At 50.7% G+C, this 26,017-nt stretch carries 23 protein-coding genes; 13 read left to right on the top strand and 10 right to left on the bottom strand.

What is annotated here, in order from left to right; all coding sequences use genetic code 11:
- Positions 1-111 precede the first annotated feature (111 nt).
- From ACYVAM_RS08280 to ACYVAM_RS08255, 6 genes are all read left to right on the top strand, one after another.
- Positions 112-1,164: a glycosyltransferase family 9 protein gene (locus ACYVAM_RS08280; RefSeq protein WP_461065808.1), complete on the top strand. Its 1,053-nt coding sequence runs from the start codon at positions 112-114 to the stop codon at positions 1,162-1,164.
- The gene (argC, locus tag ACYVAM_RS08275; RefSeq protein WP_461065806.1) at positions 1,161-2,147 is read left to right on the top strand and encodes an N-acetyl-gamma-glutamyl-phosphate reductase; all 987 of its coding nucleotides are present in this window, start codon (positions 1,161-1,163) and stop codon (positions 2,145-2,147) included. Before ACYVAM_RS08280 ends, argC begins: the two co-directional genes overlap by 4 nt.
- A 127-nt stretch (positions 2,148-2,274) precedes the next feature.
- On the top strand, positions 2,275-4,122 hold the full coding sequence (locus ACYVAM_RS08270; protein WP_461065804.1) for an ABC transporter ATP-binding protein: 1,848 nt from the start codon (positions 2,275-2,277) through the stop codon (positions 4,120-4,122).
- 164 nt (positions 4,123-4,286) lie between these two features.
- Positions 4,287-4,817 carry an REP-associated tyrosine transposase gene (locus tag ACYVAM_RS08265; protein WP_461065802.1) on the top strand — a complete coding sequence of 177 codons (531 nt, stop codon included), beginning with the start codon at positions 4,287-4,289 and terminating at the stop codon, positions 4,815-4,817.
- Positions 4,818-4,974: 157 nt separating this feature from the next.
- Complete coding sequence (locus tag ACYVAM_RS08260; RefSeq protein ID WP_461065800.1) at positions 4,975-5,583, top strand: hypothetical protein; 609 nt, start codon at positions 4,975-4,977, stop codon at positions 5,581-5,583.
- An 87-nt stretch (positions 5,584-5,670) separates the two neighbouring features.
- Positions 5,671-6,879, top strand: a complete 1,209-nt coding sequence (locus ACYVAM_RS08255; RefSeq protein WP_461065798.1) for an OmpA family protein — start codon at positions 5,671-5,673, stop codon at positions 6,877-6,879.
- A gap of 104 nt (positions 6,880-6,983) precedes the next feature.
- On the opposite strand, the gene ACYVAM_RS08250 is transcribed toward ACYVAM_RS08255, so the two are convergent.
- Together ACYVAM_RS08250 and ACYVAM_RS08245 are read right to left on the bottom strand one after the other, a co-directional pair.
- Positions 6,984-8,366 carry a Gfo/Idh/MocA family protein gene (locus ACYVAM_RS08250; protein WP_461065796.1) on the bottom strand — a complete coding sequence of 461 codons (1,383 nt, stop codon included), beginning with the start codon at positions 8,364-8,366 and terminating at the stop codon, positions 6,984-6,986.
- Between the two features lie 54 nt (positions 8,367-8,420).
- The gene (locus ACYVAM_RS08245) at positions 8,421-9,230 is read right to left on the bottom strand and encodes an NIPSNAP family protein (RefSeq protein ID WP_461065794.1); all 810 of its coding nucleotides are present in this window, start codon (positions 9,228-9,230) and stop codon (positions 8,421-8,423) included.
- A gap of 249 nt (positions 9,231-9,479) precedes the next feature.
- Here ACYVAM_RS08245 and ACYVAM_RS08240 point away from each other — a divergent pair, with 249 nt between their 5' ends.
- Positions 9,480-10,442: an alpha-E domain-containing protein gene (locus ACYVAM_RS08240; protein WP_461065792.1), complete on the top strand. Its 963-nt coding sequence runs from the start codon at positions 9,480-9,482 to the stop codon at positions 10,440-10,442.
- Positions 10,443-10,523: 81 nt separating this feature from the next.
- Here the strand turns inward: ACYVAM_RS08240 and ACYVAM_RS08235 are convergent, their stop codons facing one another.
- Entirely contained in the window at positions 10,524-11,312 is a 789-nt protein-coding gene (locus ACYVAM_RS08235) for a queuosine precursor transporter (protein ID WP_461065790.1), read from the bottom strand.
- A 65-nt stretch (positions 11,313-11,377) separates the two neighbouring features.
- Entirely contained in the window at positions 11,378-12,787 is a 1,410-nt protein-coding gene (locus ACYVAM_RS08230; RefSeq protein WP_461065788.1) for a hypothetical protein, read from the bottom strand.
- A gap of 213 nt (positions 12,788-13,000) precedes the next feature.
- Between ACYVAM_RS08230 and rbfA the strand changes: the two genes are divergently transcribed.
- Together rbfA and ACYVAM_RS08220 are read left to right on the top strand one after the other, a co-directional pair.
- Positions 13,001-13,384 (top strand): 30S ribosome-binding factor RbfA, encoded by a 384-nt coding sequence (rbfA, locus tag ACYVAM_RS08225; protein ID WP_461065786.1) that lies wholly within the window; start codon positions 13,001-13,003, stop codon positions 13,382-13,384.
- A gap of 80 nt (positions 13,385-13,464) precedes the next feature.
- Positions 13,465-14,673, top strand: coding sequence for an ABC transporter permease (locus ACYVAM_RS08220; protein WP_461065784.1), 1,209 nt, complete (start codon positions 13,465-13,467; stop codon positions 14,671-14,673).
- A 36-nt stretch (positions 14,674-14,709) separates the two neighbouring features.
- On the opposite strand, the gene ACYVAM_RS08215 is transcribed toward ACYVAM_RS08220, so the two are convergent.
- The 4 genes from ACYVAM_RS08215 to ACYVAM_RS08200 form a co-directional block, all read right to left on the bottom strand.
- Positions 14,710-15,795, bottom strand: a complete 1,086-nt coding sequence (locus ACYVAM_RS08215) for a mevalonate kinase family protein (protein ID WP_461065782.1) — start codon at positions 15,793-15,795, stop codon at positions 14,710-14,712.
- 10 nt (positions 15,796-15,805) lie between these two features.
- Positions 15,806-17,026 (bottom strand): sugar MFS transporter, encoded by a 1,221-nt coding sequence (locus tag ACYVAM_RS08210; RefSeq protein ID WP_461065780.1) that lies wholly within the window; start codon positions 17,024-17,026, stop codon positions 15,806-15,808.
- Positions 17,027-17,216: 190 nt separating this feature from the next.
- Positions 17,217-18,593, bottom strand: a complete 1,377-nt coding sequence (locus tag ACYVAM_RS08205; protein WP_461065778.1) for a Gfo/Idh/MocA family protein — start codon at positions 18,591-18,593, stop codon at positions 17,217-17,219.
- 135 nt (positions 18,594-18,728) lie between these two features.
- Positions 18,729-19,814, bottom strand: a complete 1,086-nt coding sequence (locus tag ACYVAM_RS08200) for an MBL fold metallo-hydrolase (RefSeq protein WP_461065776.1) — start codon at positions 19,812-19,814, stop codon at positions 18,729-18,731.
- A 299-nt stretch (positions 19,815-20,113) separates the two neighbouring features.
- Here ACYVAM_RS08200 and ACYVAM_RS08195 point away from each other — a divergent pair, with 299 nt between their 5' ends.
- From ACYVAM_RS08195 to ACYVAM_RS08185, 3 genes are all read left to right on the top strand, one after another.
- Positions 20,114-20,548: a 6-pyruvoyl trahydropterin synthase family protein gene (locus ACYVAM_RS08195; protein WP_461065774.1), complete on the top strand. Its 435-nt coding sequence runs from the start codon at positions 20,114-20,116 to the stop codon at positions 20,546-20,548.
- Complete coding sequence (folE, locus tag ACYVAM_RS08190; protein WP_461065772.1) at positions 20,508-21,296, top strand: GTP cyclohydrolase I FolE; 789 nt, start codon at positions 20,508-20,510, stop codon at positions 21,294-21,296. The genes ACYVAM_RS08195 and folE overlap by 41 nt, the downstream gene beginning before the upstream one ends.
- A gap of 95 nt (positions 21,297-21,391) precedes the next feature.
- Complete coding sequence (locus tag ACYVAM_RS08185) at positions 21,392-22,093, top strand: SDR family NAD(P)-dependent oxidoreductase (RefSeq protein WP_461065770.1); 702 nt, start codon at positions 21,392-21,394, stop codon at positions 22,091-22,093.
- 105 nt (positions 22,094-22,198) lie between these two features.
- Here the strand turns inward: ACYVAM_RS08185 and ACYVAM_RS08180 are convergent, their stop codons facing one another.
- Together ACYVAM_RS08180 and ACYVAM_RS08175 are read right to left on the bottom strand one after the other, a co-directional pair.
- Positions 22,199-23,809 (bottom strand): aldehyde dehydrogenase (NADP(+)), encoded by a 1,611-nt coding sequence (locus tag ACYVAM_RS08180; protein WP_461065768.1) that lies wholly within the window; start codon positions 23,807-23,809, stop codon positions 22,199-22,201.
- A 165-nt stretch (positions 23,810-23,974) separates the two neighbouring features.
- The gene (locus ACYVAM_RS08175; protein WP_461065767.1) at positions 23,975-24,901 is read right to left on the bottom strand and encodes a sugar phosphate isomerase/epimerase family protein; all 927 of its coding nucleotides are present in this window, start codon (positions 24,899-24,901) and stop codon (positions 23,975-23,977) included.
- Between the two features lie 168 nt (positions 24,902-25,069).
- Here ACYVAM_RS08175 and ACYVAM_RS08170 point away from each other — a divergent pair, with 168 nt between their 5' ends.
- Positions 25,070-26,017, top strand: a complete 948-nt coding sequence (locus ACYVAM_RS08170) for a threonine ammonia-lyase (protein WP_461065765.1) — start codon at positions 25,070-25,072, stop codon at positions 26,015-26,017.

Here is a 26,017-nt window from a genome sequence, read left to right as displayed (position 1 = left end):
GTTTCGTATCCATTGCAGCTACTCGATGTCGCCGTAGATGCTTATGCGCGGGGTTACCATAGGCGGAGAATACCCGTTGAGGTTGATGCCAATACTCCTCGGTTTTTATTCATGACGTCAGGGCATCTGGGCGATGCCCTGACGTTGTCTTACCTGTTTCCGCTTGTCAAACGGGCCCATCCTGCCTGCGTCATCGACGTGGTAGCGGGGGATTGGTGTGATCCGATCCTGGCCAATAATCCGTATATCCGCCGGTTGATTCACCTCAATCATGCCAACACAAACCGCCGGTCAATCAGTCTGATTGCTAAATGGCGTGATCATATTCGTACCACAAAAGCGGCTATTGAGGCTTTAAAAGAAGAAACATACACAGCGTCGATCGATGTCAGGTTCTCGGATTCGCCGATGCATTTCCTGCTGCCCTCTATTCGGGTGCAGAAAGCGATTGGTTTCGGGTCACGGGGATTTGGGGGGTTACTGGATGACGAGTACTTTTTGCCCGATGGCGAGTTTCATCACCTGGACGTCATGCTGGCTATGCTGCGCTCCATTGGGGTACACGCCGGTTTATCGGACATCGAGCCGTACTTTAAATTTCCGGAAGCAGCCCGCCGAACGGTTCGGCAGAAGTTACCTTTTCTGGATGGTCGTCCGGTGCTCGCGCTGTTCCCGGAAAGTGGTGAACCCAGCCGGTTTTTGCCCCATAGTTTTTGGCAACAACTGGTTGGAAAGTTACTCGACGAAACCGATTGTCTGCTGGTGGGTTGTGGTCAGTTGCCGCAAACGACCCAGTTAATGGATCAGTTGGCCGACGACTACCCCGATCAGCGCGATCGGCTTCATAAAGCGGTGAATCTGCTGTCTTTATCCGAGGTCGCGGCTTTGTCGGAGCTGACGACGATTGCGTTCACGCTGGAATCGTTACCCGCTCATTTGTGTTCCATCTTTTGCCCGACCGTTTCTTTTTTCAAAAATGGAACCGGGCTACAGTTTTTTCCTCTGGCAAACTACCCAGAGCTAGTATTTCATAATCACCAATTCAGCCGTGATTTGACCATTGACCGACCTGGTTTTACGAGTATCTACGTTGACCAGTTCAACGAAGAGGTTTCTAATCAGGCCCTGCAATGGCTACAAACGACGGTTGTTAAGAAAGCATGACAGATAAAATCTCGGTAGGTATTATTGGCGGAGCAGGGTATACGGGTGGCGAATTGCTGCGTATTCTGATCAATCACCCGTTTATTGAGGTAGCGTTTACGCACAGCAAAAGCCAGGCCGGAAAACCCGTCTGGTCAACGCACACGGACTTGCTGGGTGATACCGACCTGACGTTTTCGGGCCAGGATATTCCTGAGTTACTGGCTCAGGAAGGTTTGGACGCTATATTCCTGTGTTCGGGACATGGCGCTTCGGCTACCTTTATGGCCGAGCATGAGGTCTCCGACGACATTGCCGTGATTGATCTTAGCGCCGATTTCCGCGACGAGCAGGACGATTTCGTGTATGGTCTTCCGGAACTGAATCGGGAGCGTATCCAGGAAGCGATGCGCATTGCTAATCCCGGTTGTTTTGCCAGCAGCATTCAACTGGCTCTGTTGCCCCTCGCTAAAGCCGGAAAGCTCACGGCCGATGTGCAGGTAAGCGCCATCACGGGCAGCACGGGAGCGGGTCAGGCACTGGTGCCAACAACGGGCTTTACGTGGCGGAACAATAACGTGTCCATTTACAAAGCCTTCACGCACCAGCACCTGGCCGAAATTCGGCAGAGTTTAAACCAGCTCGATCCCGACTTTACACACGCAATCAATTTTGTGCCTTACCGGGGTGATTTCACCCGCGGCATTATGGCCAACGTGTATACGCCGTTTGCCGGAACCCTGGACGACGCAAAAGCGTTGTACCGCACTTATTACGAAGTGCACCCGTTTACGCACCTCAGCGATGCCCCGGTGGATATAAAGCAGGTGGTCAATACGAACAAATGCCTGCTTCATCTGGAAGTCCACGACGGGCAGTTGCTGATCACGAGCGTTATTGATAACCTGACGAAAGGCGCAGCGGGCCATGCTGTACAGAATTTAAATCTCGTTTTTGGCTTACCCGAAGACACGGGACTACGCCTTAAATCGGTGGCTTTTTAGCGAACGAGCACGGCTTTTCAGTTGTTGTTGAAAGCCCGTTTTTTGCCAGTCGTTCGGTCGAGGCAGAGCCGGAGACAAGCCCAACTTACGGATGAACTAATCCCGTGTTGGGCTTGTCTTTTTAGATATGGCAAAAAAAGAAATTCCACACGCTGCCCCAACTGATACGAAGGATCAGGTGAGCTGGCGCGAACGCTTTGCCGCTCTGGGCAACCTGCCTGCATTTTTTAAGTTAGTCTGGGAGGTTTCGCCCGGTTTATTTCTTGGCAATGCTGCACTGCGCCTAATTCGGGCGGCCATTCCGGCGGCTACGCTGTACGTCGGCAAACTCATTATTGATCAGGTCGTTGGCCTGTCCCGGCATACGTCCGACGAGTCCAATTACATTTGGTGGCTCGTTGGGGCTGAGTTCGGGCTGGCTATTCTGTCAACGGCCCTGGCCAGGGCCGTTGCCTTAATGGATGGGCTGCTGGGCGATCTGTTCGCTAATCAGACCTCCATTCGGCTAATGGAACATGCTGCCACACTCGACCTGGAGCAGTTTGAGGACGCTACCTTCTATGACAAACTAGAGCGTGCCCGACGCCAGACTACCGGCCGAACGGTGTTGCTGTCTGGTGTATTCGGGCAGGTTCAGGAACTGATTTCGGTGGGTTTTCTGGCGGCTGGTCTGGCGGTTTACAACCCCTGGCTATTGTTGCTGATTCTGTTGGCCGTAACGCCGTCGTTTATTGGCGACAATTATTTCAACCAGCGCAGCTATTCGTTGTCCCGTTCCTGGACACCCGAACGGCGCGAGCTCGACTACCTGCGCTTCATTGGCGCCAGTGACGAGACGGCTAAAGAGGTCAAGATTTTTGGGTTATCCGGTTTCCTGATCGACCGTTTCCGGTCGTTGTCCTGGGAATACTATCTGAAGAACAGGGTAATCGCCATTAGTCGGGCCGGGTGGGGAACGCTATTGACGGCGCTCGGTACGGCGGGGTATTATGGGGCTTACGTCTGGATTGTGATGCGGGCCGTCAGCGGTCAGATTTCCTTGGGTGACCTGACATTTCTGGCTGGATCTTTCCGACAGGTACGCGCTTCGCTGGAAGGCATTCTGCTTCAATTCAGCAGCCTGACTCAGGAAGCGATTTACCTGCAGGATCTATTCGATTATTTCGCCATCAAGCCGTTGATTCATTCGCCCAAAACGACACGCGCGTTTCCGAACCCAATTCGGGAGGGGTTTGTGTTTGAGAACGTTGGGTTTAAATACACCAACTCTGAGCGCTGGGCGTTGCGGAATCTCTCATTTACGCTTCAGGCGGGTGAGAAATTAGCGTTGGTCGGCGAAAATGGCGCGGGGAAAACAACCCTTGTTAAATTACTGGCCCGACTCTACGATCCGGCTGAGGGTCGGATATTGCTCGATGGGTATGATCTTCGGGAGTATGACCTGATGGAGCTCCGGCGTAACATTGGGGTCATTTTTCAGGACTATACACGCTTTAAAATGTCTGCGGGGGTCAATATCGCCGTTGGGGATATTGACGAGCGAACCAACCAGCCGCGCATCGAAGCATCAGCGCAACGAAGTCTGGCTGACACGGTCATTGCCAAACTCGCCGGTGGTTACGACCAGCAACTTGGCCGTTCGTTTGGCAAAGGGGTTGACCTGTCGGGGGGCGAGTGGCAAAAAGTTGCGCTGGGCCGGGCTTATATGCGTGATGCCCAGCTGATCATACTCGACGAGCCAACGGCTGCGCTCGATGCCCGGGCCGAGTATGAGGTTTTCCAGCGCTTTGGCACACTGACGGATGGTAAATCGTCGGTGATCATCTCTCACCGATTCAGCACCGTCCGAATGGCCGACCGAATTCTGGTCTTAGAAAACGGGACCCTGCTCGAAATCGGAAGCCATTATGAGCTTCTGGAGAAAGATGGCCGGTACGCCGAGCTATTTGGCTTACAGGCGAGGGGATATCAATAGACGACTGACCGATGGCGCGAGGCTCCAGCCTCGTGCTGACTATTACCCGGCCTCTGGCCGGTTTATATAAAAATAGGCTATCTTGACCGGCCTCTGGCCGGTTAATAGTCGGCACGAGGCTGGAGCCTCGCGCCATCGGTCATACCTTCAATATAAGCTTTACTATGTCGGAGAAGTACAAATTTTACAAGGATGGTTTGTTCTTTGTGACGCTTACTGTTGTTGGCTGGATCGATTTGTTTACCCGAAAAGAGTATTGTGACGAGGTTATTCTTAACCTGAACGTGTGCATTGCCAAAAAGGGCCTTCGTGTTTACGCATTTTGTATTATGCCCAGTCACATACACATGATTTGTAATGTCGAATCGGGTGATGTTGGCCCAATTATGCGCGATTTTAAGAGTTATACCGCCAAGCAATTGCTACGGCTTGTTCAGGAACATAATGAAGAAAGTCGCCGGGACTGGCTGTTGTATTTATTTCGGTACTTTGCGAAACAAAAGGTAAACAACTCCGAATTTCAAGTCTGGCAGCATGGCAATCATCCTATCGGCCTGGAATCGAATCATTGGATTGATCAGAAAATAGAGTACATTCATCAAAACCCTGTCAAAGCTGGTTTGGTTAATGAATCACAGAACTATATCTATAGCAGCGCTAATCCAGATACGTTGTTAGCCCTTAGCCCTTATTAGGCTGATGGCGCGAGGCTCCAGCCTCGTGCCGACTATTACCCGGCCTCTGGCCGGTCAAGACAGACTATTTTTATATGAACCGGCCAGAGGCCGGAGAATAATGGGCACGAGGCTGGAGCCTCGCGCCATCTCACAAAACCTCAACCTTTAATTGACTATGAAAACATCCATGCTCTTTTTTGTTCTGCAAACTATAGTGATTAAAACCTTGGCGCAGACACCCATAATCCCTTCTGCCGAGATACAGATTAAAACGGCTGTGTTAGCTGCCCCGGCTGATAAGCGCGATGGGGCTACGGTGTACGGTTATTCAGACAAAAATCAATTTATCGTCTTGCGGAAGGGGACAAACGAGCTGGTGTGTCTGGCCGATGATCCGGCTCAAAAAGGGCTAAGCGTGTCGTGCTACCACCGCGATCTGGACCCATTTATGGAACGGGGACGGGCGTTAAAGCAGGCGGGCAAAAAGCCCGCTGAAATTCTGGCCATGCGCGAACAGGAAGTAAAAGCGAAGAAACTGACAATGCCTGTGCATCCGTCAACGTTGTTTTCGTATACGGCAAAAGATGAAAATTATGACATGGCTACCGGCGAGGTGAAGGATGGCTACCTGCGGTATGTGGTTTATATTCCGTATGCTACCGCCGAAAGTACGGGTTTGCCGCTGAAGCCCGAAGCACCCGGAATGCCCTGGATTATGGACCCTGGTACTCATCGGGCACATATCATGATCAATCCGCCCGTATCGACCACGGCTTCTCATTAACCGATAACCTGGGGTTGACGGTTGACGCGGTATCGGGGATAAAAGGAGAAATCGTATCAATCAAGACCATAGATGAATTGTCTATTCATGATCCGATATAGTCAACGGGTACGACTAACCCTAGTTGTGTATTTTCTGCTTGTTGGCTCTGGTACGGTTCGAAGTCAGGTTATTGATTACTCGCGTATTAAAGCGTCAGGAAATGTTCGCAAACCGATTGTGGCACCGACGGTACCAGCGGACTCGGCTCGTAAAAACAAGCCCAGCGTGCTGACGATCAAGGCTTTTTCGGGCGATATTACCCAACCGCTAACCTCGGCGGTTGCTGTTATAACATCACGAACTACCAATAGAACCGAACGTGTTGTCTTATCGAATGGGCAACTGACGCGAGTATTCGAAAAACCGGATAACTTGTCTATTGAAGTGAGTGCCGCAGGGTATAAGCCGGCCCAGCGCACCATGGCCATTGCGCTGTCTCCTCAGGGAAATCGGTATGAGTTCGATGCGCAACTGGATCGGATGACCATTGGCCTGACGGTGTCGGCCGTTGACCGGAGCACCAACAAAATTATTCCTGACGCCCGCTTTACCATCAGTAGTAAAATCACGGGTATGACATCCATCACACTTACCCCCGATGCGACCACTGGTTTGTCTAAAATAGAACTACCGAGCAAGGGGACTTATGTGGTCAGTAGTATCGCCAAAGGGTATGCTGATTTTGTTAAGCCGATAAAACTCGATAGTGCGCAAAATGAAGCCCGGTTTATTCTGACCGCCAGTCCAAAACCAGAGCCTGTTAAGCCGCAGGCGTTGCCGGAAGTTTTAGTCGTTGGTAATGTGAGTCCACGAGGTTCGCCCATTGATAAGGCAAGGCCAACGATGCCAGTCATAAAATCAACGATAGCAGGACCCAATGTGGCCGTCAAACAGCCCTTTGGACTGATTGAGAAAGGCAAGCCGATTCAGCTAAACGCTATTTATTTCGACCAGAGTAGCCCTGTGCTGCGCCCGGAGTCTTTTACGGAACTAGACCAGCTTTCTTCCCTGCTCCTGGCTAATCCGACTATGCAAGTTGAAATTCGGGGCCATACGGATAATCAGGGCGATTTTGATTTGAACGTAAAGCTCTCGCGTGACCGCTGCCAGGCAATCATTGATTACCTGATTGGCAAGGGTGTTCAGAAGACCCGATTGAAAGCCCTTGGCCGTGGGCCAATTGACCCAATTGCCCCCAATAACAACGAAGAGAACCGCCGGAAAAACAGGCGTGTAGAGTTTGTGGTTATCTAAACCGGGATTTGGATTGACTTTACTGATTTAAGTGATTCCAGCTTTAAATACTGAAGGTAGAATCGGGCAATTCAGTAAAATTAATCAAATCCCGGTTTCGCTGATCAGGCCGTTGGCTCGGGACCCCGGAACGCATCCTTTTTGCTCACCGCGGGCAGTTTGACAGGCTTGCCTTCACGGGCCGACTGATAAATGGCTTCGATGATTTTCTGATCCTGCAAGCCTTCTTCGCCCGGTGTAAACGGCACTTTGTTCTTCAGTAAACAGTCAGAGAAGTGGTCCATTTCGGTGGCGAAATGATCCTTATCGGCAATTTTATGCTGGATAATCTGGTTTTCGGTCCCTTGCGCCTGGCTGGTTTCCAACTGCAAACCCGTGTATGGAAAAGCAGGGTCCATCTTAATCCAGCCTGTGTCAGCCAGCACTTTATACGTCTTGTCGTCATGGTGGCCATAACTGGTAGCACAACTGGCTTGCACACCACTCGGAAACTTCATGAGCCAGTTTACCTGCTCTTCTACTTCTTTGAATCGGGGATCATTGGGCGTGCTATGAATGTGGGCTACAACTTCTGAAGGTTCTTCGCCCAGCACAAACCGAATCGTATTCAGGCAGTATAACCCAACGTCGGGCAGCGCTCCTCCACCCGCCAGGGCTTTATTGAACCGCCAGTGCTTGGGGTTATCCGAGTTCTGGCCGTTGTTGGCCGTGATGCTTTTTACTTTACCAAACTGCTCTTTCTGGACCATGTCGCGCACCATTTTGTTGTGGGGCTCATATTGAATTCGGTAAGCGATCATCAGTTTACGATCCGCTTTTTTACAAGCGTCGATCATCGCCTGACATTCCTGCACCGTGTTGGCCATCGGTTTTTCGCAGAGAATGTGCTTACCCGCCTGCGCGCCCCGAATGGTGTATTCGGCGTGCATGCCGTTGGGTAGCACAATATAGATGGCATCTACTTCTTTGTTATCGCGCAGTTTGTCATAGTCTGCGTAACTGTAACAACTCTCTTTTTTGATGCCATACTGGGTGGCCACCTTCTGCATTTTTTCGGGACTGCCACTCACTAAGGCCACTACTTTCGATTTTGTACAAGCCCCGAAGGCCGGTAAAATCTGATTGAGCGTTAAGTGACCCAGCCCAACGAGTGCGTATCCGATTCGCTTATCCTCGGGCATGGGCGTCGGGGTAGGCCCTTCCTGCTGTTCTGTTTTAGCCTTGATTTGTTCCAGCTCAATAGGTTTGGTTGAGTCGGCAGGCACGTCGGCTGGGGGCGATGTGGCGGGTAGCTTAGGAACGGGTCCGCTCGGTGTACTGGCTGTCGACTGGACAGCGTTCGTCGCTTCGGGCTTTTTTTCGCACGACGCCAGCGCCGTACCCAGAGCACCAACCGCCAGACTACGTCCCGTAAGTTGAAGAAAGTCCTGACGAGACAGCGCGGAGTTTCCAATCAGACTAGTCACTAAACGATCAATCGGTTTCATAACGTTGTTTGTTTACGTCAGAAACCGATTGTCAGAAGGGGTTGTTTAGGCTATTTATTTAATCGGAGAATAATCCGTTGGTTTCATGTAAACCGATTCGACTTTGGTGGTTAGTGAGCCCCCCGCTTCCTTTTCCGAGGCATCTTTTGCTGCAATCCATTTTGGATCTTTCCGAAACTCCTCGAAATGGGCTTTTCCTTCGGCTTCGCTGGGGTGGGCCAGAATATAGACCAGTTTGGACTGGGTGGCAGGATCTTTTTCCTGCGTAACCCAGTACGCAACATTAGTCATCCCGTGTTTGCTAAATAGTTTGATCGTGTGATCGCGGAACCGGTTCAGCAGATTGGGTAATTTGCCAGGTGTTGCAGTGTAAGTGCGTAATTCAAACGTGCGTTCGGGTGATTTCTGGCTGAGTTTCAGCTTGGGCGATATGTCGGCTTCGGTCATGAAAATCTGATCGACATGGTCAACCAGCTTGCCGTTTGCTTCGGTCTTTGCCACAACGGCCTTCCACTCGGGATCACTGCCAAAGGCTTTCCAGGAGGCATCGCGGGCTTCCTTGCTTGGATAAGCCAGAATGTAGATCAATTCTTTCCGGGATGTATCGGTAGGCGTCCAGTAGCCAATGTTTTCCATGCCGTGCTTTTCGAAAATCTTGGTTGTATACTGGCGGAAACGGTCGACAATCTCCGCGTATTTTCCTGGTGTCGGGTAGTAAATACGTACTTCATAATATTTAGAGCTTGGCGCTGATTTGTCCGGCGCAGGTTTGGCGGGCGTTGATGACTCCAGATTAGGCATTGCAAATGTGGCCGTACAGAAAAGCAGGCTAATTAGAACTAGTGAATACAGTTTGTCTGTCATAATATTGTAGAGAGGAAATAACAACGTGTTCTACACACAGAAGTGGCTTGAGCTGTTTTTCTAACCTCATTCATCAGATAAAAAGGATTTTATTCCCATCTACATCGGCAAGATTTAGTCATACCAAACTCTTTTATTCATCCCCAGTTATTTGGCTGAAAATCTATAGGTTCATCTATTTTGCTATCAAACCAATGAAATACCTTATTTTTGTTGGTCATCCACCGTTTTGTCCCAATTTTATACGTTATGCTGAGTCGCGTTGCCAATTCTGTTTACTGGATGCATCGATACATTGAGCGGGCCGAGAACTATGCCCGCTTCATGAGTGTGAACTTCAACCTTGCCCTCGATTTGCCACCCAATGTCGATCAGCAGTGGGAGCCGTTACTGATTGCAACGGCTGATCATGACCTGTTTACAAAACATTACAAGGAGCCTACCCGCGAAAATGTCATTCAATTTATGACCTTCGATAAGCGGAATCCAAACTCCATTGTGACGTGTTTGAGTTATGCCCGCGAAAATGCCCGCACTATCCGCGAAGTCATTTCGAAGGAAATGTGGGAACACCTGAATCAGTTCTATCTGATGGTGCGCGACACATCGCCACAACAGCAGTGGGGAGAAATTCAAACGCAGAATTTTTTTACGGAAATCCGCAATAGTGTCCAGCTTTTTTATGGTATTATCGACGCGACCATCACGCGAAATGAAGCCTGGCACTTTGGTCGACTGGGACGCTTTCTGGAACGAGCCGATAAAACCTCCCGCTTCCTGGATGTAAAATATTTTACCCTGTTGCCACAAATCGACGCCGTAGGCTCTACCATCGATCTCATGATCTGGTCGGCGGTACTTAAATCGGTTAGTGCCTATAACATGCACCGGCAGCAGTACCGATCGCTGACACCATCGAGTATTGTCGAGTTTCTGATTCTGGATAAAATGTTTCCGCGGGCAGTGGCGCATTGCATCCGGCAGGCTGAGCTATCGCTCTACGAAATTTCGGGCAACAACATGGCTAACGGATTTGGTAATTCGGCCGAGCGGGCGCTCTCTAAACTTCGGACAGAGATTGAGTTTACCGAAACCACTGATATTTTTCAATCCGGCCTTCACCAATACCTCGATAATTTTCAGACCCGGACCAATGAAATTGGCAGCGCCATCTTCGAAACATACTTCGATCTAAAGCCGGTTGAAGTATGATAACACCCTAAAAGAATGCTTTATTGTGTTTCTTTGAAAATGGCTCATCTTCAGTTAATTAATTGAAGATGAGCCATTTTTTTACATGAACGAACTCATGGCCGACTCATTGGCAAGTTCTTCGGCATGTTCTTTCCCTAAATACCGGTCAATGAAATAGTGGGCCACGTAGAGCAGGGGCGTCAGCACAACGGCTGAGGTAGCTTTGTAGATGTAGTTGATAATGCCGACGGCCAGTACCTGCGAAAGCGACCAGTTACCAAAAACATAGAAGGCAATGCCCAGCACAACAAATGAATCAACGAGCTGAGAGACAAGCGTTGAGCCGGTAGCGCGTAGCCATATTTGCCGGTTGCCCGTAATTTTTCGGAGGGAATGAAACACATAGACATCCAGAATTTGCCCAATCAGAAAGGCGGTAAGTGACCCGATGATAATACCCAATCCCTGCCGGAAGATCATCTGAAACGCATTATTGATATTGATGGGGTTTCCTGCTGTGTCTTTTGCGTTCACATCGAGCCAGAATTGGGCGGGCGGGAGGTTGGTAACGGCGTAAATAATCAGGAAGCTAAAGCCAACAAAGCCTGCTGTCAGAAAAGAAATTCGCCGGACACCCGCCTTGCCAAAATACTCGTTGATAATGTCGGACGTAATAAAGACGAAGGGCCAGATCACCGCGCCCGCCGTGAGGTTAAAATCGAGAATGAAATCACTGAACAAGTGAATCTGGGCTGGTTTTGTGCCGAGTAATGTTTCGACTGAGAAGATTTTAACGCCAATAATTTCGGCAACGAGCGCATTGGTCAGGAACACCGCACTCAGGAAAATATAGAGGTTTGTACGCTTATTGGTAAAGGAGGAAGCCATGAAGTTTACGGTTTGTAGTTTGTGGTTTGTAGTTTAACGACAAACCACAAACTACAAACTTTTATTCATTTTCGTTTATACACACCTGCGGTGGCTGTTTTTTCGTACCGGAGCGCCAGGGCCGGGGCGCGTTGAAACAGTTTGTCCACTACGTTTTCCCGGTCAATGATGTAATCGGGTGGATCCTGCCGGAAATGGTCGAACACGTTAATGACCGACTCGTAATTGTCCAGATTTTTGAGGTCATACTTGGCCAGATCCCAGTTCAGATAAGGCGTTGCCAGTTGATTTTGGCGATAGGCGCTCAGGTCTTCACCAATGATCAGCACACGTCGGTTCGTAATATTGTTTGGCAGGGGTGAGGGGCGCACCTGCAAGCTACTTAAACGCCCGAGGTCGGCCCCTGGAATAAGACCCAGTGCGCCCTGGTAAAACAACAAAAGCATCAGCGAAAAAGCACTGATAAAGATGATCTCCGCTAACCAGGCTTTACGGATATTCTCGAAGTAGTAATAGGCGAAATAAGCCATAGGCGGCACGAAGCTCAAAAAGACCATAGGCGCCAGGAACGGCATCAGGGCGATGGTCAACACGGCGATAAGAAACCAGATCGACATGATTTGCTGGATTCGTTGCTGAAAGTTAACGTAGCGCCCTGCCCGGTTGAACAGGCTCAGGAAACCCAATATCCCCAGGCCCAGCGGAATAAAGAGCGAGGCTATGAGCGATTTGAAGTCGGACAGTGAATACTGCCGGACCCGAAATACTGACGACAACAGGTTACGGTTGAAATCGTCCAGACTATCCAACAGGTAATAGATCAGGACGATAGCTGCAAAGGGAAACAGGAAACCAAACAGCGACAACGAATATTGGCGGAATGTGGCCCCCGTGTAAAACAGCAGCGACAGAATGGCCCACAGAATGAACAGGGCCGAAGGCAGGTAAAAGAGAGCCGCAATACCAATGTAAAAGCCCACTTCAAATACTTCGTCGGTGGCCCCACGGCGGTCCATCTGTTTGATGAGCGTTCCGAAAGCCAGCAGGAGAAAGCTCGTTGACATCAACACCGGCGAGAGTGTCAGGCAGTCGAACGAGAGGTGCATGAACAGCATGTAGATCAACCCGGGCCAGAATGACCGGTCCGGGTACACATCCCGATTATTGGTCAGGTAGTTGAAATAAACGATCTGAAATATCGATACCAGCGTTGCTGCTGCGTGAAGTATTAATGGTGACCGGCCAAAGACGCTATGTATTCCCCAATAAACCAGCGCCGACAACGGGCTAACGCTATCCCAAATATCCCGGTACAGCAAATAACCCTGATTCATTTGCTCACCAACGATCATCCAGTTCAGTTCTGGGATCAGCAGCGGAAAGGGATGGAGCAGTAAGGGCAGGCGAATAAGGACCAGAAGGCCCATCAGACTGACGTACTGGTAGGGGAAATAAGATTGAAAAAAACGTAGCAAAGGGTCGTGAAGCGGTTAACAGTGATCAGTTTCGCAGAACAGTTTGCGGCAGATAGTGACTATTGAAGCGACTTATGGGCAACTGTTCCCGGTAAAATTACAGTCAATTTCGGCAGAACGGAAAAATGGGCGGATATTTGCAGAATAGACGCCCGAACGAATGTAAACCATTCGCCCGAATGGACCGTTCAGGTAGTACCAAGTACCGATAGTATGGAATCGAAACGACAGCAGAAAGTATCCCGGCAGTTACAGAAAGATTTGAGTGAGATCTTTCAGCGGGAAGTGCCCCATTTGTTCAACGGCGCATTTATAACCGTAACCAGTGTCCGGGTATCGCCCGATTTAAGTGTGGCACGGGTTTATCTTAGCTTTTTGGCATCCAAAAACAAGCAGCTTTTGCTGGAAACGATTCAGGAGAAGGGAAAAGTCATCCGGCAGCACCTGGGCGACCGCGTTCGACACCAGCTTCGTATTGTGCCCGAACTCAACTTCTTTCTGGACGATACGGCCGAATATGCCGACAAAATGGACAAACTTTTCTCCGGCATCGACATTCCACCCGCTCCGGCGGAGGACGACGAAGACAATGAATGATTGATTGAATGAGTGAATGCCTGAATAAATCGCAGGGAATCATTCACTCACTTTTTCATTCACTCTTTCACTCATTAAAAATGAACCTCCCCGCCTGGATTGCCCGTCGGTATTTTTTCTCCCGCAAGAAACGGAGCTTCATCAGTTGGCTATCTATTTTGTCGATGCTCGGTGTGGGCGTTGGCACAATGGCGCTGGTGGTGGTGCTGTCGGTATTCAACGGAATGGAAGAGCTGAACCGGCAAATTTTCAAAACCTTTGAATCCGATATGACCGTAGCGCCTAAGCAAGGGAAGCGGTTCATAGCCTCGCCGAAGTTGCTGGCGCAGCTTCGGGCAACGCCGGGCGTTAGTTTACTGACAACCATTGCGCAGGACAATGCATTGGCTCGTTACGGCAATGCTCAGACAGTTATCCGGTTAAAAGGGGTGGATGATAACTACGTTCAACGGCAACAGCTCGACTCGGCCATGCTCGAAGGTAAGTTGATGTTTCGGCGGGATGGAGTCAATTATGCCATTGTGGCTGATGGCGTTCGCAACGACCTGACCATTTCCCCCGTCGATATATTAACACCCCTGGAGATTCTTTATCCCGAAAGTGGGCAGACGTTTAGTGTGCTGAATCCCGATGCGTTCAACCGCCAGGACCTGACCGTTGCCGGTGTTTTCTTTATCGAATCGAAATACGACAATTTTGTGCTGGCCCCCATTCGTGTGGCAAGGGCCTTATTTGGCTATAAACCTGACGAAGTGACAAGTCTGGAAATCCAGCTTCGCCCCGGTACCAATGAGGAAAAAGCCAGGCAGGCCTTGCAGAATGTGGTTGGGAAAGACCTGGTGGTTCAAAGTCGGGATGATTTAAATGTTGACCTTTACCGGGCAATCCGGGTAGAAAAGCTGTTTGTGGCGCTGACCCTTTCATTCATTATTCTCGTCGCGTCAATCAATATTTTCTTTTCCTTATCGATGCTGGTCATCGAGAAAAAAGCCGATATCCGAATTCTGTATGCGCTGGGTGCTACCAGGCAGATGGTACGCCGAATTTTTCTGACCGAAGGCGCAATCATTGCCCTTACCGGTGCTCTGGCTGGCTTGTTTCTGGGAGTAGTTATTTGTCTGGCGCAGGAAAGCTACGGCTTCATTCGTATGGGCATGGCCAGCTCGATTGTCGATGCCTATCCCGTACGTCTTGATACCAGCGATATTGTGCTGACGGGCCTGTTAAGCATTGCCGTGACAATTCTAACATCCTGGTTTCCTGCCCAGCGGGCCGCTAATGTTCAGTAGGTAACTGTTTTTCGGCTGGTTGGAATGCCTTATCTACTATTGAGTTGAGATGGTCGTTCCTTCGGCGACCCGAACAATGTAGGCTCTTCCGCCTTCCCGTTCAATGGCTTCGGCGACAGCTTCGGGCTGTTCGGGAGCATAGGCGAACATACAGCCGCCCCCGCCTGATCCGTTGATCTTTCCCCCCAAAGCACCTGCCGATAGGGCTGCATCGAGCATGCGGTCAATTTTGGGTGTCGAAATGCGTTGAGCATCCCGGAGGTTGGCCTGATGGTCGTTTAAGAGTTGGCCAAAACGAGCATGATTAAAGGCATTTGCCGAATCAGATGAAGACCGCAGCAGGTTCAGAGCATCCCGCAGAATATCCCGATTCGCCAGGTTCCCCTTCAGGAGAATGTACTCATCTTTGGTTAGAAAATCCTTGAACTCCGATGCGTCAGTGCTATCTGACATTTCTAATGAAAACTGCGGATTGATGGTTTTCAGATTCCTGATAATCGACAACATGCCAAACTTGACCCGCTGCAGAATGCCGATGGTATCTTTTGGTTCCTGCGAATCGCCAAGCACAAACGTACCCAACGGCGGGTTAAGCGCCTGTAGTCGAATTGCCGGTTGCGATTCCAGATAAATAACATGGCCAACGGCCGTCGAGTAGTGATCCATCATGCCGCCGGGTTCGCCAAATTCCAGCACTTCAGCCCTATAGCCAAGTTCGGCCAACTGCTCTGCCGAAAGCGTACGGGGCTGATCGGCGAGCTGAGTCAGTACAGCAAGCCACGTGATGAGCAGGGCCGACGAACTTGAGGTGCCGGAATTGATGGGTATGTTGCCATGCACATCCCCTTCGATGCCCCGGCTGAAGGTGAAGCCCTCCCGCAACAGCACATTTACCGCCGAGCGGAAATAATCCCTCGTTTTCGGATAAGGCAACGGCTCCCCATCGAACGGAATGTTCACGGAGCTACGAATGTCGGGGAGATCAAGTCGGAAGCCCCGTTGGTCCGATTGGTGGGCGGCTACCTGAATTCGGCGCGAAATGGCCGCTGCGATAACGGGTAATCCCAAATAATCCTGGTGTTCACCAAAAAGGCAAATACGACCTGGTGTAGAAACGATCATAAAAAAGCAATTACCAGTTCGTCTTCTTGTGGCCGGCAACGGCGTAATATAGAATGTAGCCAAACAGAGGTAATAACAGAGCGTAGGCCATTTTCGGACTGACCGCATCGGTTAAATAGCCATGGAGGAGCGGGAGTAATGCGCCACCCGAAATGCCCATAATGAGCAGCGCTGACCCGAGCTTGGTAAATTTCCCGAGCCGGTTTAAGGCAAGGGGCCATACGGCGGGCCACATGGGCGAAATGGCAAATCCGAGTAAGGCCACACACAAAATAGAATCGAATCCGTCAGTCAGAATAGCGCCCGCTGTCAGAATTAACGCCAGAATTGACCCGACGCGTAGCGCCATCTGTTGCGATATAAAGCGCGGGATGGCTATAATGCCAAGAATATATCCGCCCAGCAGTCCATACAGTGTGTATGTCGTGAAGTATTTGGCCTCATCGTTGGAAAAGCCGATTGCCCGTCCGTAGTTGATGATCGTATCGCCCGCTATAACTTCGGCACCTACGTAGCAAAACAAAGCCAGAACGCCCAGAATCAGGTTTGGGAACTGCCATACGCTGGTGCGTACGGTTGTGCCGCTAGGCTCGTCATCCTGCTCTTCTGACACTTCCGGAAGGTTCGAGAACCGAATCAGAATAGCCAGCACGACGAGTACACCCGTTAAAATCATGTACGGTGTCACTACTTTTTCCAGCGTGGCCGTGCCAGAAACAGCATTGGCACCCGTTAATAGCAGCCCACCAAAAATAAACTGGCTGCAAATGCCCGCTAATTTGTTGGCTACGCCCAGGAAACTGATGCGCTGGGCAGCACTCTCACGAGGTCCCAGAATCGTTGCGTAGGGATTTGAGGCTGTTTGTAAGACGGTCAGACCGATGCCAATCAGAAACAAGCCCACCAGAAAAAGCGGATAAGAAAGCGCTTTGGCTGCTGGTACGAAAATAACTGTGCCGACAGCCATGACCAGCAAACCCATCGACATGCCATTTTTGAAGCCAGTCCGCTTTAATAGGGCCGATGACGGAATAGCCATCAGCGTGTAGGAGATGAAAAAAGCAAACGCCACCAGATTAGAACCGACGGTGCTTAAGTTGAATGCCTGTTTGAAAAAAGCAATCAAGACACTGTTGACCCACGTAACGAAGCCAAAAACAAAGAAAAGGGCACCAATAATGAGCAATGGGCCGGTATAATTTTGGGTTTTAGGCGGAGCGGTAGGCGTCATCAGCTGATTTGAAGATTAAAGGCAGGTACAGGATTTTAAATTTTTTTACAAAGTAAAAAATAGAAATTGGTTTTTAGGCTACGTACCCATATAATGTTTAGGCTTTCCCCTAAATCGAAGGTGCATTTCTACCGGAAAGCCTAAAGGTACAGTGTTTAATCAAAAACGAATAAATGGCGGTGATTAGTCATTAATAGTTGTCGTTCAGGCCGAAGATTGGCTTGTTCGTTTTCCATTTGCCCCTTGTAAAATCAGGAATTTCAATGGGTTTGCTGCCGCCAGCAATACTCTGCTCCGATAAGGGGCTGATGGCGCTCCAGACGGCCGCATCATAGACATCGATTGGCACGGGGCCTTTTGCTTTCACTGATTCGATGAACGCCCGAAGAACGAAGAAGTCAATACCGCCATGGCCAGCACTCTCGGCCGTTTGTGCGTGCCGTTTCCAAAGCGGATGATCGTATTTTTCCTGGTAAGCCGCGAAGGGTTCCCAGGTGTGCGGTTTAGGGGAAACACCTTCCAGATAAATCATATCGTTGTCGTCCATCCAGATGCCATTTGTGCCTTGCGCTCTGAAGCCAAGTGAGTAGGGGCGGGGCGAGTTGGTATCGTGGATGATCACGATATTCTCGCCATTGGCGCATTGAATGACCGTCGTGACGATGTCGCCAAGTTTGAAATTAACTTTTGCGTTGGGATGATTCGGACCACCTTTGTCGACCACATACTTGTGCAGCCCCCGGCTTTTGGTCGCTGTTGACGTGAGATGCGTAAATCGATTTCCCCGGTTGATGTCGAGCCAGTGCGCTACCGGACCAAGTCCGTGGGTCGGGTATAAATCCCCGTTTCGGTCTACCGAGTGTTGGGTGCGCCAATGCGCTTCCGAATAGCCTTTTTCGCCGAATTCGGCACCGATCCCTGAAATCGATTTGCCATCGTTGAATTTAATATTCCGCAAGTCGTGCTGGTAGCCACAGTGCGCATAAGTCATTTCGCCAAACATACCCTTCCGGATCATGTTCAGGACTGCCAGTACATCGCGTCGGTAACAAACATTTTCCAAAATCATGCAGGGCGACCCCGATTTCTCCGACGCATTCACCAAATCCCACGATTCCTTGAGCGTTACCGTTGCCGATACTTCTACAGCGGCATATTTACCCGCGTTCATGGTGGCTACGGCCATCGGCACGTGCCATTCCCAGGGTGTGGCAATCACGACGCCGTCAATATCGTCGCGTTTGAGCATGTCCTTGAAGGCTTCATCCCCTTTGCTATAGGCCACTGGGGCCTTCCGACCCGCCTTTTCAATCATGGCGGTTGTCCGGCTGATGGCTTCGGGGGCCGGGTCGCAAATAGCCACAATGTCGACATCAGTGCGGTAGATGGCCTGCTCAACGTGGCTGCGTCCACGTGACCCAACACCGATAAAAGCCAGACGGACTTTCGGGTCCGCTGGCCGGGCACCCGTCAAAATGGCGGGGAAAACAGAAGTCGTTGCAACCGATGTAGCTGCGCCAGTAAGCGCGGCTGTGCGAATAAACTGGCGCCGGGTAGGTGTCTGCATAGCGAATGCGGTACGTAGAGTGGGGATTTACGTACCAAAGAACGCTCTTTCACCGCAAAAAACATACGCCAGCTCAATTTTAAGCCAGGCAAATTAAGTCGACGGAACGAAGTCATAGCCTCAGGCTATCACTCCTTAATAATGCCACCACCTCGACGTCGGGTAGGATACCCCAACCACAACAGGTTCGCCAATGAGGGGCGTCGTAAAGTTCAGCTTCTGTTCAGTGGCTCGTTTTGTGAATCGCTCAATAGGATCGGTCCAGCCATGATTGGCAAGGGAGAACTTGGCCCAGTGTACGGGTAAAACGGTTTTCGCCCCTAGTTCCTGAGCAGCGGTAGCGACCTCCTCCGGAAACATATGAATATTGGGCCAGTCTTTGCCATACTGACCGCATTCAAGAATGGCCAGATCGAATGGACCGTATTTATCGCCGATTTCTTTGAAATGTTTGCCATACCCCGAATCGCCCCCTACATACAGCGAATAACCGTGAATCTTCATCACAAAAGCAGTCCACAGGGTTTTTCCGCGGGTAAGGCTACGACCCGAAAAGTGACGGGCTGGAACGGCAGTCAAGTCCAGATTCGTGTCTACATGATGACTTTCCCACCAGTCGAATTCCACAATTCGGTCGGCAGGAACACCCCAGCGTTCGAGGTGAGCGCCGACACCCAGCGCTGTATAGAACTTCTTGACTTTCGGAATAAGCTTCGTGATCGTCGTATAATCGAGGTGATCGTAATGATCATGCGACAAAATCAGCAGATCGATAGCTGGCATATCCTCAACGCTATACACATTGGAACCCGGATAAGCCTTGCCAAAAAACGAAACGGGCGATGCATAACCACTAAAAACCGGGTCGACCAGAATAGTGACGCCCTGCGATTTGATCAGGTAAGATGAATGCCCAAACCAAACGATCGTTGGCTTATCATCGGGTAAGGCCTTCAGATCTGTTCTTACCGATGGTAGTGGTTTAGCCGGAACGTTGTCTTTGTCTTTATTGATAAAATCGCTCATCATGCCCACATAAGAGGTATTTTCGGCCATGACCTCCGTCTTTTCCAGATTTTGAAAAGTGCCCGCTCGGTAGTTGGGGGAGCGTTCAATTCGCGCCAGCCGAGTTTTTGCCGGATTGCTTCCGAAGGTACTTTGCTGCAGAAATAGGAAGGTGGTGGCAATCAGTCCGGTAACGATAAATAAAGTGAATAACATAGGTTTACGAAAGCGTTTCATGGGGGCACAACCGCATCGCTTCCCATCTGGTTCCGCACTGTCTGGCAGAGTAGATAAGTGGGAACAATAGCGGATGAGCGGATGTTATTGAGCTGGAAAGCGCCTGGTTTTGTTTAAGTTTTACTGATAAACGTTGAACAAAATAAATAGGACGCTTGTTGATAAGTTAATTCGTTGCATACGAATGAGCGATCTGGCTACTCGCTCAGCTGTCTGCCTGTGTTGTACACAACCTTTGTAACGACAGGTTGATCGAACCCTATTTTCGATTTGTTTCTATGACTAATTCCCGGGCAAGTGCCCCACGAGTGGCGGTGTTTCGCAAGGAACATTTCAATGCTGCTCATCGTCTGAACAACCCAAACTGGTCAGACGAAAAAAACACGCGGGTATATGGCAAATGCAATAATCCCAACTATCACGGACATAACTACGAGTTGATTGTGCAGGTAACCGGCCCAATTGACCCGGAAACAGGCTACGTGATCGACATGAAGCTTCTGGGTAATCTTATTCAGGAACACGTTACTGATCGCTTCGATCATAAAAATCTGAACCTTGACACTGAAGAGTTTGCCGATCTTAATCCATCGGCCGAAAACATTGCCATAGTCATCTACAACCTTTTACGCAATCAGCTAAGCGAGGGCTTAGACCTTAAAATCAGACTGTATGAAACTGAACGGAACTTCGTCGAATACCCCGTCTACTAGTCAACCTACGACTGGTGGTCAACAGAACGGTCATGCGCTGGACAGTCATCAGGCTGATTCGACGGGCCTTTCTGCCTGGGAAGTCGACGAACTAGTCGACGAAATTGGTGATGCGCACGGCGCATCGTCTATTGATACGCCCATGCGTCCCGATGCTTTTGTTATTGACGACGATCTTAAGATTGACCTTATTGAAGAACATTTTCGTGAAATTATGGGGATACTAGGGCTTGACCTGACCGACGATAGTCTGAAGGGATCGCCCCGCCGGGTCGCAAAAATGTACGTAAATGAAATTTTTAGCGGCCTGAACCCCGCCAATAAACCCAAGCCTACGCTGTTCGATAACAAGTTTCGGTACAACGAGATGCTTGTCGAGAAAGACATCACCGTTCAGACGTATTGTGAGCACCATTTTGTGCCGATCATCGGTAAGGCCCACGTGGCCTATATTTCCAGCGGTAAAGTAATCGGTCTGTCGAAATTGAATCGCGTTGTCGAGTATTTCGGTAAGCGGCCTCAGGTGCAGGAGCGCCTGACGATACAGATCGCCGAAGAACTGAAACGCGTTCTTGAAACGGAAGATGTGGCCGTTATTATTGATGCCAAACACCTTTGTGTCTCCACGCGGGGTGTGCACGACATTAATAGTTCAACGATTACGGCATCGTATGGCGGCAAGTTCTCTGAAGAAGCAACGAAACAGGAGCTTCTCCGGTATGTTGCCCAACCAAGTGTGAGCATCTAGTATACCTGTTCAGTTGTGGTTTGTCGTTCGTAGTTGGCTGATGGAAAACCACGTTTACACTAGCCAACTACGAACGGCAAACCACAAACTCGTTTATGCAGGGTAAACAGATTCTTATCATCGGTGCCAGTTCAGGCATTGGTCACGCGCTGGCACAACAACTTCAGGCACAGGGTGCAACGCTATTTACCGCTGGTCGCACGCAACCTGAAGGCATTCAATCTACCCACATGACCTGGGACGTTACGCAAACGCCCGCCGTAGATGCGTTTACTCAACTGCCTGATACCCTGCACGGCCTGGTCTATTGCCCCGGTAGTATCAATCTCAAGCCGTTTCAACGGCTCACGCTGGATGATTATCGACGTGATTTTGAGATCAATGTCTTAGGGGCTGTGAGTGCGATTCATGCAAGCTATGCAGCTATCAAGAAATCCAAATCGGCCAGTGTCGTTCTGTTCAGTACGGTAGCCGCCAAGCTGGGAATGGGGATGCACTCGTCGGTGTCGGTCGCGAAGTCGGCGGTTGAGGGGTTGGCTAAATCGCTGGCGGCAGAACTGGCTCCCTTCAATGTTCGGGTAAATGCCATCGCGCCATCATTGACGGATACGCCGATGGCAGGCTTTCTCCTCGGTGACGACACAAAGCGGGAAGCGGCCAATAAACGCCACCCGTTAAACCGATACGGTTCACCTGAGGATATTGCCAGTATGGCGGCCTATCTACTCACAGATCAGGCGAGCTGGATCACCGGCCAGATTATCGGAATCGATGGTGGCATGGGGAGCCTGAAGTAGAAAAGAGCCAGGTTACTCAGATTCTATTTTTGTACTTCCTAAGAAAAGTCAGGGGCAAGAAGATAGTACTATCTTCTTGCCCCTGACTTTTCTTAGGAAGTACCTTTACTTTTTCATCACTCCATCAACATTCCGCCAGATACCAAGTGGATTCGCGTTCTGCAAAGCAGGCGGCAACAGCTCATCGGGAAAGCTTTGATACGTTACAGGCCTGACAAAGCGCAAGATAGCACCTGTCCCCACCGATGTCGAGCGGCTATCGGATGTGGCCGGAAAGGGGCCGCCGTGCGTCATGGCTTCACTAACCTCAACGCCAGTCGGGAAACCGCTGAATAATACGCGTCCGGCTTTGGCCTGCAACAGGGCGATCCAGTCAACGGAAGAGGCTTTTAACTCCTCGGCCGTGGCATAGATCGTTGCGGTAAGCTGTCCTTCCAGCATGGTCAGACAGTCGGCCAATTCGGCTTCTGTTTCACATACGACGATCAGCGATGAGGGGCCGAAGACTTCTTCACTTAAAAATTCACTGCTCAGGAAAATAGGGGCCGTTGTACTGAGTACAGTGGGTCTTCCCTGCGTTTGACTGCTATCAGCGTCCGTGTCGGCTTCGGCCAGCACATGAACACCCGGAACGACTCTATTCTGTTGGACACCTTTTTGGTAGGCCTGACAGATACCGGCGTTCAGCATCGTGGCCGGAGCCGATGCCCGGATTTTCGTAGCAACTGTTTCCAGAAACGTCTCTGTATTGGGCGAGTCCAGCAGGAACGTGAGTCCCGGGTTGGTGCAGAACTGCCCCACGCCAAGCGTTACCGAAGCCGCCAGACCAGCAGCTACGGCCGTAGCTGAATGAGGACCCTCTGCCTGACTAATGGCTCCCGGAAGCACAACAACCGGATTGACCGCGCTCATTTCCGCATAGACCGGAATGGGCTCTGGCCGACCTTGAGCTACACGCAGCAGAGCCAGTCCACCCGCCCGGGAGCCTGTGAAACCCACCGCTTTTATGGCTGGATGAGCAACGAGTTGCTGGGCGACTTCATTATCAGCGTGGAGGAGCGAAAAAACACCGTCGGGCATTCCCGTTTTTTCGGCGGCCGACACGATGGCCTGCCCAACCAGTGATGAGGTGCCCGGATGGGATGGGTGCGCTTTAACGACCACCGGACAGCCAGCTGCCAGGGCCGAAGCCGTATCGCCACCCGCCACCGAGAAGGCAAGCGGAAAGTTACTGGCACCAAAAACCACGACCGGGCCAAGCGGTACCAGCATCCGGCGCAGATCCGTACGCGGTAGGGGCTGGCGATCGGGGAGCGCCGGATTGATGCGGGCGTCGACCCACGAACCTTCGCGCAGGAGATTGGCAAACATGCGTAGTTGCCCCGTTGTCCGGCCCCGCTCGCCCGAGATCCGGCCCGTTGGTAAACCGCTTTCAAGAACGGCCCGCTCAACAAGTTCGTCGCCGAGAGCTTCCAGCTCGCTGGCAATCGTGTCTAAAAAGTCAGCTCGCTGGGCGGGCGTCAGTTTCGCATAGACCGGAAAAGCGTCGGCCGCTTTTTCTACGGCCAGATTAGCCTGTTCGGCAGAAACATTGGCGAACTCATCCGCAAGATTCTCGTGACGGGCAGGGGCAAACGCGCGGAATAGATTCCCGTCGCCCGGTGTTGGTTCATTGCCAATAAAACTGACGTTGATGGCTTGTTGCGTGGTTGACATACGTTTTTAACAATGAATTTGAGGAAACAGCGCGGACAATTCACCATTGACATAGAAACCGATGCCGCTACCTGTTGTGTTCTGACAACACCGAAGGCAGCCATGTAGGTTTCCATATCAACGGCGAACCGTGGCAGCGGCCACCCGGCCGCGCCATATTACGTTTTAAACGGTTGGCCCAACCCGCTCCAGTAGCGCTTTGGACTTACGGATACCGTCATATTCTTCCAATTGGTTGCCTTCGTACTCGATCCCGATAATGCCTTTGAAGCCGCTATCCTTCACAATTTTCATGGTGCGGTTGTAGTCGGTTTCAACACAGTTACCATTCGCGTCGAAGTCGTAGAATTTAGCCGATGCTCCTTTCGCAAAAGGCATCAGTTCAGCGGTTCCCTTATAGCGGTCATACTCTTCGGCGCAGGTGTGGTTATCACCACGTTTGATACAGAAGTTTCCAAAGTCGGGGAGCGTACCCACGTTCTTCATGCCTACCTGCTTCATCACGCCCGAGAGCCATTGTCCATTGGACGAGTAGCTACCGTGGTTTTCAACGATGACGTTGATGTTCATCGTCTTGGCAAATTCGCCAAGTTTGCTCAGGCCATCAACGGCCGATTTAGCCACCTCTTCGGCTGTACCTTGTCCGGCGGCATTAACCCGAATGGTTTTACAGCCAAGATACTTCGCGCACTCAATCCATTTGTGGTGATTTTCAACGGCTTTTGCCCGTTCGGCGGCATCCGTTGCCCCCAGGTTTCCTTCCCCATCGATCATGATGAGGTTGTTCGTAATGCCATTGTCTTTGCAGCGGGCCAGCAGGTCGTTGAGGTAGGTTTTATCCTGCGCCTTATCCTTAAAGAACTGGTTAACGTACTCAACAATGCTGATATCGAACTCTTTACGGGCAATGCCGGGGAAATCTAAATTTGTGATTTTCTTGCTGAACAGCGCTTTGTGCAGCGACCACTCAGCCAGCGAAATATCGAAGAACATCTTTTTCATAGGCGCTTCGGCAAAAACAGTTGGCATGAGCGCCATACCAGCCAGAGAGCCAGCAGCTTGTTTCAAAAAAGAACGACGATCGGTGGTCATAACGAAACGGGTTTACAGAACATGAGTTTTGGGAAAGCAAACGACTGCTTATCTGACAAAGAGACAAAGCAATGATAAATTACTCATTCGATTGGCCGACTGACCGATGGTTTAGCGAGACAGACTTGTTTTCTTCCGTAATTTGCCCGTATCTCTATCGCTTGACCAATGATTACATTCGATATCATCCAGGAAGCCCACGACCGCATCAGACCGTACATTCATCGTACCGCCGTGCTCACCAATCAGACAATCAACGACCAGACGGGTGCCGAGCTATTTTTTAAATGCGAAAACTTTCAGAAGATCGGGGCTTTTAAAGCAAGAGGTGGGCTGAATGCGGTGTTGCAGGTGGCCCAAAACAAAGAAGGGTCAGCCATCACAACACACTCGTCCGGAAACCACGCCCAGGCCGTTGCTTTTGCTGCCCGGCAGGTGGGTATGCCCGCGTATATCGTGATGCCCCGCACGGCTCCGCAGGTGAAAAAAGACGCTGTGCTGGGATACGGTGCCGAAATCATCGAATGCGAACCAACGCTCGACGCCCGTGAGGCTGGCGTTCGCGAGGTGATGGGCCGGACGGGAGCCGTACTGGTCCATCCTTTTGACGATGATCGGGTGATTGCTGGGCAGGCCACCGCCACAAAAGAGCTTATTGAAGATGCCGCCCAGGACCGGCCGTTCGATGTTATTCTGGCACCGGTTGGTGGGGGAGGACTCCTGAGTGGTACCGCCCTGGCGACGCATTATTTGTCGCCCACGACACGCGTTATCGCCGGAGAGCCCGAGGGAGCGGCTGATGCCATTCTGTCGTTTCAGACGGGCCGTGTGGAGAAAGCGCCTTACATTAACACCATTGCCGATGGTTTGATGACAAGCCTCAGTGAGCGAACGTTAGCCATTATTCGCACGCACGTCACGGATATTCTGACCGTATCTGATGCCGAAATTATTGCGGCCATGCGGTTGATCTGGGAGCGGATGAAAATCATCATCGAACCCTCCTGCGCGGTGCCGCTGGCGGCCGTATTGAAGCACAAGGATCAATTTGCCAGACAAAAAATCGGGATTATACTAACTGGTGGAAACGTCGATTTAGGAAAGCTGCCGTTTTAA

The organism is Spirosoma horti (assembly GCF_054776595.1).
This window is presented reverse-complemented; position numbering and strand designations above follow the sequence as displayed.

Bases quoted from the DNA above. Each gene is read 5' to 3' on its own strand.
- ACYVAM_RS08235 (WP_461065790.1), bottom strand. From the start codon at position 11,312: ATGGCTTCCTCCTTTACCAATAAGCGTACAAACCTCTATATTTTCCTG.
- ACYVAM_RS08195 (WP_461065774.1), top strand. From the start codon at position 20,114: ATGACTAATTCCCGGGCAAGTGCCCCACGAGTGGCGGTGTTTCGCAAG.
- folE (WP_461065772.1), top strand. From the start codon at position 20,508: ATGAAACTGAACGGAACTTCGTCGAATACCCCGTCTACTAGTCAACCT.
- ACYVAM_RS08180 (WP_461065768.1), bottom strand. From the start codon at position 23,809: ATGTCAACCACGCAACAAGCCATCAACGTCAGTTTTATTGGCAATGAA.
- ACYVAM_RS08270 (WP_461065804.1), top strand. From the start codon at position 2,275: ATGGCAAAAAAAGAAATTCCACACGCTGCCCCAACTGATACGAAGGAT.
- ACYVAM_RS08220 (WP_461065784.1), top strand. From the start codon at position 13,465: ATGAACCTCCCCGCCTGGATTGCCCGTCGGTATTTTTTCTCCCGCAAG.
- rbfA (WP_461065786.1), top strand. From the start codon at position 13,001: ATGGAATCGAAACGACAGCAGAAAGTATCCCGGCAGTTACAGAAAGAT.
- ACYVAM_RS08175 (WP_461065767.1), bottom strand. From the start codon at position 24,901: ATGACCACCGATCGTCGTTCTTTTTTGAAACAAGCTGCTGGCTCTCTG.
- ACYVAM_RS08205 (WP_461065778.1), bottom strand. From the start codon at position 18,593: ATGCAGACACCTACCCGGCGCCAGTTTATTCGCACAGCCGCGCTTACT.
- ACYVAM_RS08250 (WP_461065796.1), bottom strand. From the start codon at position 8,366: ATGAAACCGATTGATCGTTTAGTGACTAGTCTGATTGGAAACTCCGCG.
- ACYVAM_RS08280 (WP_461065808.1), top strand. From the start codon at position 112: ATGACGTCAGGGCATCTGGGCGATGCCCTGACGTTGTCTTACCTGTTT.
- ACYVAM_RS08245 (WP_461065794.1), bottom strand. From the start codon at position 9,230: ATGACAGACAAACTGTATTCACTAGTTCTAATTAGCCTGCTTTTCTGT.
- ACYVAM_RS08210 (WP_461065780.1), bottom strand. From the start codon at position 17,026: ATGACGCCTACCGCTCCGCCTAAAACCCAAAATTATACCGGCCCATTG.
- ACYVAM_RS08240 (WP_461065792.1), top strand. From the start codon at position 9,480: ATGCTGAGTCGCGTTGCCAATTCTGTTTACTGGATGCATCGATACATT.
- ACYVAM_RS08255 (WP_461065798.1), top strand. From the start codon at position 5,671: ATGATCCGATATAGTCAACGGGTACGACTAACCCTAGTTGTGTATTTT.
- argC (WP_461065806.1), top strand. From the start codon at position 1,161: ATGACAGATAAAATCTCGGTAGGTATTATTGGCGGAGCAGGGTATACG.
- ACYVAM_RS08185 (WP_461065770.1), top strand. From the start codon at position 21,392: ATGCAGGGTAAACAGATTCTTATCATCGGTGCCAGTTCAGGCATTGGT.
- ACYVAM_RS08200 (WP_461065776.1), bottom strand. From the start codon at position 19,814: ATGTTATTCACTTTATTTATCGTTACCGGACTGATTGCCACCACCTTC.
- ACYVAM_RS08170 (WP_461065765.1), top strand. From the start codon at position 25,070: ATGATTACATTCGATATCATCCAGGAAGCCCACGACCGCATCAGACCG.
- ACYVAM_RS08260 (WP_461065800.1), top strand. From the start codon at position 4,975: ATGAAAACATCCATGCTCTTTTTTGTTCTGCAAACTATAGTGATTAAA.
- ACYVAM_RS08215 (WP_461065782.1), bottom strand. From the start codon at position 15,795: ATGATCGTTTCTACACCAGGTCGTATTTGCCTTTTTGGTGAACACCAG.
- ACYVAM_RS08265 (WP_461065802.1), top strand. From the start codon at position 4,287: ATGTCGGAGAAGTACAAATTTTACAAGGATGGTTTGTTCTTTGTGACG.